Genomic DNA, 13,192 nt, shown 5'->3' on the forward strand with positions numbered 1-13,192 from the left:
ATGTTCGACAGCGTTCTGGTGGCGAACCGCGGGGAGATCGCGGTCAGGGTGATCCGTGCGCTCAAGGCGCTCGGAATCCGTTCCGTCGCCGTGTACTCCGACGCGGACGCCGACGCGTTGCACGTCCGCCTGGCCGACGAGGCCGTGCGGATCGGGCCCGCGGCGGCCCGCGAGAGCTACCTGTCCATCGAGAAGATCGTCCAGGCCGCCGGGTCCACCGGCGCGCAGGCGATCCACCCCGGCTACGGCTTCCTCGCCGAGAACACGGCGTTCGCGAAAGCCTGCGACGACGCCGGAATCGTGTTCGTCGGTCCGCCCGCGGCGGCCATCGACGCGATGGGCGACAAGATCCGCGCGAAGCTCACGGTGTCGGCGGCGGGGGTTCCCGTCGTGCCGGGCCGCACCCGTGAGGGCATGTCGGACGACGAGATCGTCGACGCGGCGGTGGAGATCGGTTTCCCGGTGCTGCTCAAGCCCTCCGCGGGCGGTGGCGGCAAGGGCATGCGGCTCGTGCACGAGGAGTCCGCGCTGCGCGAGGCGATCGAGTCGGCCCGGCGGGAGGCGCGCGGGTCGTTCGGCGACGACACGCTGCTGATCGAGCGGTTCGTCACGAACCCGCGGCACATCGAGATCCAGGTCCTCGCCGACACGCACGGCAACGTGATCCACCTCGGTGAGCGCGAGTGCAGCCTCCAGCGGCGGCACCAGAAGATCATCGAGGAGGCGCCGTCACCGTTCCTCACACCCGAGGTGCGCGAGGCGATGGGGGCCGCGGCGGTCGACGCGGCGAAGTCCTGCGGTTACGTCGGCGCGGGCACCGTCGAGTTCATCGTGGACGGTGCGACCGGCGACTACTTCTTCATGGAGATGAACACCCGGCTGCAGGTCGAGCACCCGGTGACCGAGGAGGTCACGGGCGTCGACCTGGTCGAGTGGCAGCTCCGGGTCGCCTCCGGTGAGGTGCTGGACCTCGACGTCACGATGCGCGGCCACTCGGTCGAAGCGCGCGTCTACGCGGAGGACCCGGCGCGCGGCTTCCTGCCGACCGGTGGCCGGGTGCTGGCGTTGCGCGAACCCACGTCCGTGCGCGTGGACTCCGGGCTGTACGAGGGACTTGTCGTCGGCTCGGACTACGACCCGATGCTCGCCAAGGTGATCGCGCACGGCCGCACGCGCGAAGAGGCGTTGCGGCGCCTGGACCACGCGCTGGGGCAGGTGGTGCTGCTCGGCGTCACGACGAACATCCCGTTCCTGCGGGCACTGCTGCGTGATCCCGACGTCCGTTCCGGCGCGCTGGACACCGGCCTGGTCGAACGCAAGCTGGACGCGTTGACGTCGCAGGACGTCCCGGACGACGTGTACGTGGCGGCCGGCCTGGAGCGCTCGCTCGACCCGCGTGGCGACGACCCGTGGGACCAGCTGTCCGGCTGGCGCGTCGGTGAGCACGCGTGGACGACGTGGCGGATCAACGACGTCGACGTGCGGGTGCGCGGTGACGAGGTCGTCGTGGGCGCCGGAGAACCGGTCAGGGCCCGTGCTCGCCGGGAGGGCGGCGACCTGCTCGTCGGGTCGCGCCGGTACGCGGTCGCCCGTGACGGCGACGTGCTGTGGCTGGGCCACGACGGCGCGTCCTGGGCGTTGACCGAGGCCGAGTTCCTGGTCGGCGCGTCCGGTGGCGCCGCGGCCTCCGGTGGTCCGGTGAAGTCGCCGATGCCCGGCACCGTGCTGGTGGTCCGCGCGCAGCAGGGCGAGGACGTGACCGCCGGTCAAGCGTTGTTCGTGGTCGAGGCCATGAAGATGGAGCACACCGTCACCGCACCGGTCGACGGCGTGCTCGCCGAGGTGAACGTGCAAGCAGGTCAGCAGGTCGCACTCGACCAGGTGCTGGCCACCGTCGTCTCTCACGAGGAGTGACAGCAATGTTGGACTTCAGGCTCCCGAGCGAGTACGAGGACCTGCGCAAGACCGTCGAGGAGTTCGCCCGCGACGAGGTCGCCCCGGTCATCGGCGACTACTACGAGCGCGGCGAGTTCCCGTACCCGGTCGTCGCGAAGATGGGGCAGATGGGCCTGCTCGGCCTGCCGTTCCCCGAGGAGCACGGCGGCATGGGCGGCGACTACTTCGCCCTGTGCCTGACGCTGGAGGAGCTCGCCCGCGTCGACTCGTCCGTCGCGATCACGGTCGAGGCGGCCACGTCGCTGGGCGCCATGCCGATCTACCGGTTCGGCACCGACGAGCAGAAGGCGGAGTGGCTGCCGTCGCTGACCTCCGGCCGGAAGCTGGGCGCGTTCGGTCTCACCGAGCCCGGTTCCGGGTCTGACGCGGGGGCGCTGGCGACCACCGCGCGCCTCGACGGTGACGAGTGGGTCATCAACGGCACCAAGGCGTTCATCACGAACTCCGGCACGGACATCACCGGCCTGGTGACGGTCGCCGCCGTGACGGGCACGCTGCCCGACGGCCGCAAGGAGATCTCGTCGATCATCGTCCCGTCCGGCACGCCGGGCTTCACGGTGTCGAAGAAGTACTCGAAGGTCGGCTGGTGCGCCTCGGACACCCGCGAGCTGTCGTTCGCCGACTGCCGGGTGCCCGCCGCGAACCTGCTGGGTGAACGTGGCCGCGGCTTCGCCCAGTTCCTGCGGACGCTCGACGAGGGCCGTGTGGCCATCGCCGCGCTGTCGGTGGGCTTGGCGCAGGGCTGTGTCGACGAGTCGGTGCGCTACGCCCACGAGCGTGAGACGTTCGGTGCGAAGATCGGCACCTACCAGGCGATCCAGTTCAAGATCGCCGAGATGGAGGCGCGCGTGCACACGGCGCGGCTGGCCTACTACGAGGCGGCGTCGCGGATGTTGCGCGGTGAGCCGTTCAAGAAGCAGGCGGCCATCGCGAAGCTCGTGTCGTCGGAGGCGGCGATGGACAACGCCCGTGACGCCACGCAGATCTTCGGCGGCTACGGGTTCATGAACGAGTACCCGGTGGGCCGGTTCTACCGCGACGCCAAGATCCTGGAGATCGGCGAGGGCACCTCCGAGGTGCAGAAGATGCTGATCGCCCGCGAACTGGGCCTCTGACCCCTCGCTCTTCCGGCATCTGCGAGTACTGCCAACCGGGTGGTCGGCAGTACTCGCAGATGCGCCGACAGTCAGGGCTTGGGGACGGCGCGGGCGATGATGGTCGCGAAGTCGGTGGACCTGGGGAGCGTGCCGAAAGCGAAGCCCCAGTCCCCGCCGAGTCGTGAGGCCACGAACGCGTCAGCGATCGCGGGGTGTCCGTGCTTGACCAGCAGGGCACCCTGCAGCACCAGGGCCATCCGCTCGACGACCCGGCGCGCCTGCGACTGGTCCACATCGGACAACGTGCCGCCCAGCTCGTTCAGCGCCTTGTCGATGCGCGGGTCCACCCCGCTCACGACGCCCAGGAACTCCTGCACCGACTCGGGTTCCTTCGCCATCGCGCGCAGCACGTCGAGCGCGGCGACGTTGCCGGAACCCTCCCAGATCGACATCAGCGGCGACTCCCTGAACAGCCGCGGCATCCCGCTGTCCTCGATGTAACCGTTGCCGCCCAGGCACTCCAGTGCTTCCGCCGCGTGCACCGGCCCGCGCTTGCACACCCAGTACTTGGTCACCGCGAGCCCGAGCCGCGACCGGTGCTCCGCGAGCCACATGGCCGCCGTGGTCGCCGCCTCCGACTCGACCGCGAGGTCCGCCAGCACGTTGCGCATCGCCGGCTGGTCGACGAGGTACTGCCCGAACGCCTTGCGGTGCGCCGCGTGGTGCGCCGCCTGCCGCAACCCGGCCCGCATCCCGGCCGCCGACCCGAGCACGCAGTCCAGGCGGGTCGTGTTGACCATCTCGATGATCGTCCGCACGCCCCGGCCCTCGTCGCCGACGCGCACCGCGAACGCCTCGTCGTACTCGACCTCCGCCGACGCGTTGGACCTGTTGCCCAGCTTGTCCTTGAGCCGCTGGAGGAAGAACCGGTTGCGCGTGCCGTCCGGCAGCACCCGCGGCACCAGGAAGCACGTCAGCCCGCCCGGTGCCTGCGCGAGCGTCAGGAACACGTCCGACATCGGCGCCGACGTGAACCACTTGTGCCCGGTGAGCACGTACCCGTCGTCCACCGGCCGCGCGACCGTGGTGTTGGCGCGGACGTCCGAGCCGCCCTGCTTCTCGGTCATCGACATGCCGGCGATCAGGCCGCGCTTGGTGAGCGGTGCCCGCAGCCCGAAGTCGTACTCACGGGCGGTGAGCAGCGGTTCGTACTCGGGCACCAATTCGGGTGACACACGCAAAGCGGGCACAGCGGAGTACGTCATCGAGATCGGGCAGCCGTGGCCGGCCTCGACCTGCGACCAGACGTAGAACTTGGCCGCACGCTCCAAGTGCTCACCGTCGACATAAGCGTGCAATCCGTGCGAAACAGCCACATTCATCAGTTCGTGCCACGCCGGGTGGAACTCGACCTCGTCGATCCGGTGGCCGAACCGGTCGTGGGTGTGCAGCACGGGCGGGTGGGCGTTCGCCAGGCGACCGCGCTCCTGCCACTCGTGGCTGCCGGCGAGGCGGCCGAGCTCGTGCAGCTCCGCGGTGTCTGCCCAGCTGAGCAGTGCCGGGTCGGCGGCCAAGTCGTGACCGGCAAGTGGCGGAACCTGGTTGGTCACCTCGTGCGTAGCCATGCCCAGCACGCTACTACTCGGTAGTAACTTTCGGCAGGGTTCGTTGCGGACATCCGGCCCATTGGTGAAATTGGGCGTGCCAACGGCGCTGACGAGGAATAACGTCGCTCTCGTGAGTGACCATGGGCACAGCTCGGCCGTGGCTGCGCTGACCGCGCAGTACGCCGCGATGCGCGAAGGTGCGCCGGTGCGGCTCGCGAAGAAGACGTCGAACCTGTTCCGGTTCCGCGCGGAGCAGTCCGGTGGGCTGGACGTCGGCAGGTTCGACCGGGTGCTGTCGGTGGACCCGGTCGGACGCACCGCACAGGTGCAGGGCATGACCACCTACGAGAACCTCGTCGCCGCGACCCTGCGGCACGGCCTGATGCCGCTGGTCGTGCCGCAGCTCAAGACCATCACGATCGGCGGGGCCGTGGCGGGCCTCGGCATCGAGTCCACGTCCTTCCGCAACGGGCTGCCGCACGAGTCCGTGCGGGAGCTGGAGATCCTCACCGGTGACGGCGAGGTCGTGGTCGCGAAACCGGACGACGACCTGTTCCGGGCGTTCCCGAACTCCTACGGCACGCTCGGGTACGCGTTGCGGCTGGAGGTCGAGCTCGAACCGGTGCGGCAGTACGTGCGGCTGCGGCACGTGCCGTTCGGGTCGTTCGAGGAGTGCGCGGCGGTCATCGAGGAGGTCTGCGCGGACGGCTCGGCGGACTTCGTCGACGGCACCGTGTTCTCGCGCGGCGAGATGTACCTGACGCTGGGGCACTTCGCCGACATCGCGCCCTACACCTCGGACTACACCGGCAACCGGATCTACTACCGCTCCATCCAGCAGCGGCGCACCGACCACCTGACGATCCACGACTACCTGTGGCGCTGGGACACCGACTGGTTCTGGTGCTCGCGGGCGTTCGGCGCGCAGAACCCGGTGGTGCGGCGGTTGTGGCCGAAGCGGTACCTGCGGTCGGACGTGTACCGCAGGCTGGTGGCCAAGCACCGGCAGCTGCGGCCGCGCACGGACGTGGAACCGGTGATCCAGGACGTGGAGATCCCGGTGTCCACGCTGCCGCAGTTCCTCGACTTCTTCGACCGGGAGATCGGCATCTCGCCGGTCTGGCTGTGCCCGGTGCGCCTGCGCGACACCACGGGCTGGCCGCTGTACCCGATGGACCCGGACGTGCTGTACGTCAACGTCGGGTTCTGGTCGGAGGTCCCGGTCCGGCCGGGAGAACGGATGGGTGACCGCAACCGGCTCATCGAGCGCGAGGTGGCGCGGCTGGGCGGCCACAAGTCGCTGTACTCCGACTCCTACTACGAGGAGGACGAGTTCTGGCGGCACTACAACGGTTCGCACTACCGGTCCGTTAAGGCACGGTACGACCAGACGAACCGCCTGCCTGATCTGTACGCCAAGTGTGTCAGGGGACGATGAATGCGGTTGGCCTCTCTCTTTCAGCGCATCACCGGTGGCAACGACGTCCGCTTCCAGGCCTACGACGGCAGCACCGCCGGCCCGGCGTCCGCCCCGGTGTCCATCGACGTGAAAACCCCGGAAGCCCTGTCCTACCTGGCTTCCGCGCCGGGTGAGCTCGGTCTGGCCCGCGCCTACGTGACCGGTCACCTGGAGATACTCGGCGACGTGCACGCGGGTCTGTCGCAGCTCTCGGAGCTCTCGCTGCGGGAGGTCCCCTGGTTGCAGCGCGTCGAGCTGCTGAGGCTGCTCGGCCGCGTCCGGCTGAACCACCGGGTGGTTCCGCCGCCGCAGGAGACCCGGCTGCACGGGCTGCGCCACTCCAAGGCCCGCGACCAGCAGGCCATCGCCCACCACTACGACGTCTCGAACCAGTTCTACGAGTGGATCCTCGGCCCGTCGATGGCCTACACCTGTGCCGTCTACCCGACGGTCGAGTCCACTGTGGAGGAAGCGCAGTTCGCCAAGCACGACCTGGTGGCCCGCAAGCTGGGCCTGAAGCCGGGCATGCGGCTGCTCGACGTCGGCTGCGGCTGGGGCGGCATGGTCATGCACGCCGCCCGCGAGTACGGCGTGCGCGCCATCGGTGTGACGCTGTCGCGCAACCAGGCCGAGTGGGCGCAGAAGGCCATCGTCGAGGCCGGTCTGTCCGACCTGGCCGAGGTGCGCCACCTCGACTACCGCGACGTGCGCGAGTCCGGTTTCGACGCGGTGTCGTCGATCGGCCTGACCGAGCACATCGGCAAGGCCAAGCTGCCCGCCTACTTCGAGTCGCTGTACCGCAAGCTCCGGCCGGGCGGCCGGCTGCTGAACCACTGCATCACCCGGCCGGACAACAAGCAGCGCGCCCTGTCCGGGCCGTTCATCAACCGGTACGTGTTCCCCGACGGCGAGCTGGTCGGGCCGGGTCACCTCGTGTCGCTCATGCACGACACCGGCTTCGAGGTGCGCCACGAGGAGAACCTGCGCGAGCACTACGCGCTGACGCTCGCCGCCTGGAGCCGCAACCTCGACGAGCACTGGGCCGAGGCCGTGGACGAGGTGGGCGAGGCCCGCGCACGGGTGTGGCGGCTGTACCTGGCGGCGTCACGGCTGGGGTTCGACCGGAACAACATCCAGCTGCACCAGGTGCTCGGGGTGAAGCTGGACGGGACGACCTCGCACATGCCGTTGCGCCCCGACTGGCTGTCCTGACCGTCAGGAGGCCGCGGGAGCACTGTTCCCGCGGCCCTGGGGGTTTTGTTCGTCAGCTCAGCTTGTCCACGATCGTCTTGGCCGTGTTCGACGGGATCGCGAATCCGATGCCGACGCTGCCCGCCTCACCGCTGCTCGACGCCGGTGAGTAGATCGCCGAGTTGATGCCGACCAGCTCACCGGCGGCGTTCACCAGCGCACCACCGGAGTTGCCGGGGTTGATCGACGCGTCGGTCTGGATCGCCTGGTACGACACGGAAGCCGAACGCCGGGTCTCGCCGGGGACGGTCACCTTGCGGTCCAGCGCGGACACGATGCCGGTGGTCACGGTGCCCTGCAGGCCCGAGGGCGAGCCGATGGCCATCACGCCGTCACCGATCTTCACGTCGTCCGAGTTCGCCCACGTGATCGGCTTCAGGCCGGACACCCCGGAGGCCTGCAGCACGGCGAGGTCGGAGGACGGGTCGGTCGACACCACGGTGGCGGGCACCTCGCGGCCGTCGTTCAGCGTCACAGTGACCGAGCCGCCGGCGGAGGCGACGACGTGGTTGTTGGTGAGGATCCGGCCGTCGGCGGAGAGGACCACGCCGGAGCCGAGGCCGTTGCCGACGTTGACCTGCACGACGGACGGCAGGACCTTCGCGGCCACGGAGCTCCAGTCCGTCGTGGACTGGGTGGAGACCGTCTGCGCCACGACGGAGGACGGTGCCCGCGCGCCGTCCGGGGAGGCGATCACCGCTCCGGTGACACCTCCGAACAACCCGGCGACGAGTGCCGCCGCGGTCAGCACCGGAGCCGTGCGGCGCCAGAACTTCGGCGCGGGCGCAACGGCTGGCTGCGGTGGAACCAGTGTCCCGCTCATCGCGGGGAAGCTCTGCTCGGTCATGAACCAAGGATGGGCCGCGTTCATGTGAGCAACCTGTGCGGGAAGCCGTGCAATCCCTGATAAGAATCACGTGAGGAGGAGCCGGTCCACCTCGTCCGCGGTCAGCACGGCACCGAAGTGCGGTCCCTGCCCGCCGATCACGCCCAGTGCCGCCAGCCGCTCCGCCTGCACCGCCGTGCGCACCCCGTCGGCGTGCAGCGGCACCCGCAGGATCGACGCCCAGCGCAGCAGCGTCACGGCAGCGCTCTCCTCGACCCGGTTCGCGCCCTCTGCCAGGCCCTGCACCACCGAGCCGGTGAACTTCACGCCGCTCAACGGGAGCAGCCGCAGCCGGTCGACGCCGACGTTGCCGCCGTTCACCTGGTCGAGCACCAGCCCGATGCCGCGTTCGGCGAGGATGGTCAGCTCCTCCAGCTGCACATCGGTCAGCGACGCGTACATGCGCTCGTTCAGCTCGAACCGCAGCCGCGTCGCGGGCAGGCCGGTGCGCTCCAGCACCCGTGCGACCTCGGCCACGAGCTCCGGTTCCTGGCACAGCCGCAGCGGCAGGTCGATCGACAGCACCGGCGCCGCGTCGCCCAGCTCGGCGTACCACCGGCCGGCCTGACCGCAGGCCTCCTCCAGCGCCCAGCGCACGAGCCGCACGACCATGCCGTTCGCGGAGCTCTGGTCGAGGAACGCGTCCGGGCACAGCACGCCGTGCACCGGGTGGTCCCAGACGATCTTCGCCTCCAGCGCGGGCACGGAGGAGTCGGTGAGCGAGTGGACCGGCAGGTAGCCGACCCGGAACTGCCCCTCCTCCAGCGCGCCGGGGATGGACGCGGCCAGCGCGTAGCTCTCCCGGTCGCGCAGGTCGCGCTCCCGGTCGTACAGCGCCCACTGCGCCTTGCCGTCGCGCTTGGCCCAGCCGACCGTCACGTCCGCCGCGCGCAGCAGGTCCCCCGCGTCACCGCCGCGGGCCGCCCGCGCCACCACGCCGGCGCTGCACGTGACGCCGATGCCGTTGCCGCCGATCCAGGTCGGTTCCTCCAGCCGCCGGGAGAACTCCTCGACCAGCGCGACCACGCCCGCCACGTCCCGCGGGTCCTTGATCAGCACGCCGAACTCGTCCTCGCCGATCCTGGCGACCTTGCCGACCCCGTCGAACACCGCCCGCAGGTGACCGGCGACGCCCATCAGCACCCGGTTGCCCACCTCGTGGCCGAACGCGTCGTTCACACCGCGGAACCCGTCGACGTCGACCTGCACGAGCGCCAGCGCCTCCGGGCCCTTCGTGCCGACCGCGCCCTCCAGCCAGCCGAGGAACTGCGCCCGGTTGGGCAGGCCGGTCTGCATGTCGTTGAGGCTCTGCCGCACGAGCTGCGTCTGCAGCGCGCGCATCTCGTTCATGTTCTCGATCATGGTGACGAAGTACGGCGGCGACTCGTCGTCCTCGAGCACCAGCGAGATGGCCATGTGCGTCTGGATGGTCTCGCCGTCGCTGCGGACCATCCGCTTCTCGACCACCACGTGGTCGAGGTCGGAGTGGATCAGCCGCTCGCCGATCTCGCGCAGCGCGGCGCGGTCGTCGGGGTGCGCGAGGTCGCGGCCGGCCATCCCGACCAGCTCGTCGCGCCGGTAGCCGAGCATCGTCTGCGCGGCCTCGTTCACGTCCGCGACGAGGCCGTCGAGACCCACCACCACGATCGGGAACGCGGAGCCCTGGAAGATCGCGCGGAACTTCGCCTCGCTCGCCCGCACCGCGTTCTCCGCGCGGCGCATCGCGTTGATCGCGGCCGTGCGGCTGAGCTCCTGCTGGTCGAGGGTGCGGTCGCGCAGGCCCTCCGCGAAGCCGGCCGCGAGCGCGCCGAGCTGGGCCGCGCTGACCGGCGCGTGCTCGCCGAGGTGGGTGAGGGTCAGCTCCAGCGTGGCCGAGGAGATGAGGTCGTGCGCGACCATGGACCGGCCGACCCGGCGGGCCTCGTCGACGTCACCGGTGAGCAACCGCTCGACGTAGCCGCCGAGCAGCTGTTCGAGCTTCTCGCGGGTGAGGTTGGCGAGGAGGGTGGTGGAGATCGCCGCCGCCCAGCGGACGGCGGGCTCTCTGCTGTCGACCGTGTTCATTCGGCTCAGGTGGCCATTCGTGGGGACCGGTGTGATCTGGTGATCGATCGTCGGGCGCCAATCGATACGCCCCGCAACCCACTTCCGCCAGATTCGGTCGAACGGGTGACAGTTCCGTTCCGCACCACCACCGGGCGTGGGTCCAACGCTCAAGCTTACTGATCACTTGGAACCTGTCCAACCGAACCGGGAGATTCGGTCCGAGCGCCACAATTTCACTCTTCCGGGCTGTTGAAAATCGGCTGCTGTGCATTTCGGACCGCACGCGGGGCCCTTTCGTGCGCTCTTGGTGCACGAAAGCTCCCCGCGTGCACTTCAAGCGCGTCCGGGTCTCACCGGCGCGCCGCCGCTGTCCGTGTCCACCGCCGATCCGCCATCACCCGATCAGGTGTGTTCGGCGGGATTGAGCTCTGACCGCGGGATCGCCGACGGCTCGACGCCCCACCGCCGCAGGATGCGCTGGTAGGTGCCGTCGGAGATCAGCCGGTCGACCGCCTGCCGCAACGCGGGCGCCAGGTCGGAGCCCTTGGGCAGCGCGAAACCGACGTCGAGCCTGCGGAACTCGCCGAGGAACCGGAAGTCCGGCTGGTTCGCGGTGAGGTGGCGCAGCCCGTTGATGGTGCTCATGATCACGTCCACGTGGCCCTGCTTGAGCGCGAGCTGCGTGGCGCCGGTGTCGGAGAACACCTGCACCTCGTAGGCGGGCTTGCCGGCGTCCGCGCAGACCTCCTTGTTGCGCTCCAGAGTGGTCTGGAACGTCGTGCCGGTGCCGGTGCCGATCTTCAGCCCGCACAGCTGGTCGAGCTTCTTCACGTCCTGCAGCGCACTGTCCTTGCGCGCCGCGAAGCCCTGCCCGTCGTTGATGTAGGTGACGAAGTCGATCGTCTTCTTGCGCTCCTCGGTCACGCCGAAGTTGCCGGTGCCCGCGTCGTACTTGCCGCTGGTCAGCGCGGGCAGGATCGCCTCGAACGACGCGGCCTGGCGCTCGACCTCCAGGCCGAGCAGCTTCGCGGCGGCGTCGGCGACGTCGATGTCCACGCCCTGCGCGGTCTTGCCGTCGTCCGCGTAGAACGCGCTGGGCGGCGTGCCGCCGATGCTGGAGGCGATCCGCAGCTTGCCGTTGAGGCGTTGCGGCACGAGCTTCGCGAGCTCGGCGTCCTTCGCCACCCCGCTCGCGATGCCGGGCTCCGGTGCCGCCTGCGGTTGCCCGCACGCGGCGGTCAGCGCGAGCAGACCGGTGAGCAGGACGAGTCTTGAGCGGTGCACGGTCACCCCAGGTGTTTCTCGAAAGCCAGGTGGTCGAGGGTCAGCGGGTCGGCGGTCACGTCGAACAGCGGCGTGTACCCCGTCGCCAGGTAGAGGTGCTTGGCCTCGGGCTGCCGCGGCCCGGTGGTCAGGAAGATGCGCCGGTAGCCGAACGCCACCGCCTCGCCCTCCAGCTCCACCAGCACCCGCCGCGCGAGCCCGCGCCTGCGGTGCAGCGCGTGCGTCCAGATGCGCTTGAGCTCGGCGGTCTCGTCGTCGAACCGCATGAACGCACCACCCGCCACCGCCTCACCGGCCTCGACGAGCAGCAGGAACTGCCCGTGCGGCGGCTCGAAGACGTGCGCGGCCCGTTTCATCTCACGCGCACCGGAGGCGCCGTAGCGGGTCGTGTACTCCTCGGTGAGGCCGGCCACCAACGGCGCCGCGTCCGGGTCCCACTGCCGGACGCGGCGCACTTCGAGGGTGGTCATGCGGCGCGGGCCCGGTCCCGCTTGGCGACCTCCTCCCGCACCAGCGGGATCACGTACCGGCCGAAGTCGATGGCGTCGTCGAGCAGGTCGTAGCCGCGGGCGGACAGGATGTCCACGCCCAGGTCGTAGTAGTCCAGCAGCGCCTGCGCCACCGTCTCCGGCGTGCCGACCAGCGCGTTGGAGTTGCCCGCTCCGCCGGTCGCCCGCGCCGTGGGTGTCCACAGTGCACGGTCGAAGCGCTCACCGCGGTCCGCCACCGCCAGGAGCCGTTGCGAGCCGGTGTTCTCCGGGCTGGTGAGCGAGTGCCTGCGGCTGAGCGGGCCGGTGGCCTTGCGCGCCTCGATCCGGTCGACCGTGCGGTGTGCCTTCTCCCAGGCCAGCTCCTCGGTCGGGGCGATGATCGGCCGGAACGCGACCTGGATGCGCGGCACGTCGGTGCGGCCCGCCTCCTTCGCCGCCTGCTTGACCGCCTCGATCTGCTGCGCGGTGTCGGCGAGCGGCTCGCCCCACAGGCAGAAGATGTCCGCCTCCGCGCCACCGGCGGCGTACGCGGCGGGGGAGGAGCCGCCGAACGAGACGTTCGGACGTGGTTGCTGCACCGGGAAGACGTCGCTCACGAAGTCCGCGAACCGGTAGTGCTCCCCCTCGTGGTCGAACGCCTCGCGGGACGTCCAGGCCTTCTTCACGATCTGGATGTACTCCCGGGTGCGGCCGTAGCGCTCGTCCTTGGTCAGGTAGTCGCCCTCGCGCTGCTGCTCGTGGTCGGTGCCGCCGGTGATGAAGTGCACGGTCAGCCGGCCGTCGCTGATCTGGTCGAGCGTCGCGAACGTCTTGGCGGCGAACGTCGGGTACGACACGTTCGGCCGGTGCGCCAGCAGGATCTCCAGCCGGTCGAGCTTGCTCGCCAGGTACGCGGCGGCGGACGCGGGTTCCGGGGCACCGGAGCCGTAGGCGAACAGCACCCGGTCCCAGCCGTGGTCCTCGTGCGCGCGAGCGAGCCTGATCGTGTAGTCCTTGTCGAACGCACCGCCGGACCGCGGCGTCGTCTCCGAGCCGTTGTTGGTCGCGGCGATCCCGAGAAACTCGACTGGCATGGCGGATCCCCAGATCGTGGTGGGTGGGTGGCGGAAGCGCGT

The 13,192-nt window shown here is 70.2% G+C and carries 10 protein-coding genes; 4 read left to right on the plus strand and 6 right to left on the minus strand.

The window, feature by feature from the left end; genetic code table 11:
- Together AB0A63_RS23955 and AB0A63_RS23960 are read left to right on the plus strand one after the other, a co-directional pair.
- Complete coding sequence (locus AB0A63_RS23955) at nt 1–1,914, plus strand: acetyl/propionyl/methylcrotonyl-CoA carboxylase subunit alpha (protein WP_360395282.1); 1,914 nt, start codon at nt 1–3, stop codon at nt 1,912–1,914.
- A gap of 5 nt (nt 1,915–1,919) precedes the next feature.
- A complete protein-coding gene (locus AB0A63_RS23960; RefSeq protein ID WP_360395284.1) occupies nt 1,920–3,071 on the plus strand; it encodes an acyl-CoA dehydrogenase family protein in 1,152 nt (383 codons plus the stop codon).
- Nucleotides 3,072–3,142: 71 nt separating this feature from the next.
- On the opposite strand, the gene AB0A63_RS23965 is transcribed toward AB0A63_RS23960, so the two are convergent.
- Nucleotides 3,143–4,678: an acyl-CoA dehydrogenase family protein gene (locus tag AB0A63_RS23965; RefSeq protein WP_360395286.1), complete on the minus strand. Its 1,536-nt coding sequence runs from the start codon at nt 4,676–4,678 to the stop codon at nt 3,143–3,145.
- Nucleotides 4,679–4,847: 169 nt separating this feature from the next.
- Between AB0A63_RS23965 and AB0A63_RS23970 the strand changes: the two genes are divergently transcribed.
- Nucleotides 4,848–6,098 (plus strand): FAD-binding oxidoreductase, encoded by a 1,251-nt coding sequence (locus AB0A63_RS23970; protein WP_360395667.1) that lies wholly within the window; start codon nt 4,848–4,850, stop codon nt 6,096–6,098.
- Nucleotides 6,099–7,331, plus strand: coding sequence for a cyclopropane-fatty-acyl-phospholipid synthase family protein (locus AB0A63_RS23975; RefSeq protein WP_360395287.1), 1,233 nt, complete (start codon nt 6,099–6,101; stop codon nt 7,329–7,331).
- A 52-nt stretch (nt 7,332–7,383) separates the two neighbouring features.
- On the opposite strand, the gene AB0A63_RS23980 is transcribed toward AB0A63_RS23975, so the two are convergent.
- The 5 genes from AB0A63_RS23980 to AB0A63_RS24000 all read right to left on the minus strand — a co-directional run bounded on the left by AB0A63_RS23980 (nt 7,384) and on the right by AB0A63_RS24000 (nt 13,150).
- On the minus strand, nt 7,384–8,217 hold the full coding sequence (locus AB0A63_RS23980; protein WP_360395289.1) for a trypsin-like peptidase domain-containing protein: 834 nt from the start codon (nt 8,215–8,217) through the stop codon (nt 7,384–7,386).
- 66 nt (nt 8,218–8,283) lie between these two features.
- A complete protein-coding gene (locus tag AB0A63_RS23985) occupies nt 8,284–10,320 on the minus strand; it encodes an EAL domain-containing protein (protein WP_360395291.1) in 2,037 nt (678 codons plus the stop codon).
- Between the two features lie 384 nt (nt 10,321–10,704).
- Nucleotides 10,705–11,586 (minus strand): ABC transporter substrate-binding protein, encoded by an 882-nt coding sequence (locus AB0A63_RS23990; protein ID WP_360395293.1) that lies wholly within the window; start codon nt 11,584–11,586, stop codon nt 10,705–10,707.
- Between the two features lie 2 nt (nt 11,587–11,588).
- Entirely contained in the window at nt 11,589–12,056 is a 468-nt protein-coding gene (locus AB0A63_RS23995; protein ID WP_360395295.1) for a GNAT family N-acetyltransferase, read from the minus strand.
- Nucleotides 12,053–13,150 (minus strand): LLM class flavin-dependent oxidoreductase, encoded by a 1,098-nt coding sequence (locus tag AB0A63_RS24000; protein WP_360395296.1) that lies wholly within the window; start codon nt 13,148–13,150, stop codon nt 12,053–12,055. Before AB0A63_RS24000 ends, AB0A63_RS23995 begins: the two co-directional genes overlap by 4 nt.
- Nucleotides 13,151–13,192 lie beyond the last annotated feature (42 nt).

Origin of the sequence: Lentzea sp. NPDC042327, assembly GCF_040647275.1 — a bacterium.
Lineage (GTDB): Bacteria > Actinomycetota > Actinomycetes > Mycobacteriales > Pseudonocardiaceae > Lentzea.

Coding starts and splice junctions, on each gene's coding strand:
- AB0A63_RS23955 (WP_360395282.1), top strand. CDS start 1: ATGTTCGACAGCGTTCTGGTGGCGAACCGCGGGGAGATCGCGGTCAGG.
- AB0A63_RS23960 (WP_360395284.1), top strand. CDS start 1,920: ATGTTGGACTTCAGGCTCCCGAGCGAGTACGAGGACCTGCGCAAGACC.
- AB0A63_RS23965 (WP_360395286.1), bottom strand. CDS start 4,678: ATGGCTACGCACGAGGTGACCAACCAGGTTCCGCCACTTGCCGGTCAC.
- AB0A63_RS23970 (WP_360395667.1), top strand. CDS start 4,848: ATGCGCGAAGGTGCGCCGGTGCGGCTCGCGAAGAAGACGTCGAACCTG.
- AB0A63_RS23975 (WP_360395287.1), top strand. CDS start 6,099: ATGCGGTTGGCCTCTCTCTTTCAGCGCATCACCGGTGGCAACGACGTC.
- AB0A63_RS23980 (WP_360395289.1), bottom strand. CDS start 8,217: ATGACCGAGCAGAGCTTCCCCGCGATGAGCGGGACACTGGTTCCACCG.
- AB0A63_RS23985 (WP_360395291.1), bottom strand. CDS start 10,320: ATGAACACGGTCGACAGCAGAGAGCCCGCCGTCCGCTGGGCGGCGGCG.
- AB0A63_RS23995 (WP_360395295.1), bottom strand. CDS start 12,056: ATGACCACCCTCGAAGTGCGCCGCGTCCGGCAGTGGGACCCGGACGCG.
- AB0A63_RS24000 (WP_360395296.1), bottom strand. CDS start 13,150: ATGCCAGTCGAGTTTCTCGGGATCGCCGCGACCAACAACGGCTCGGAG.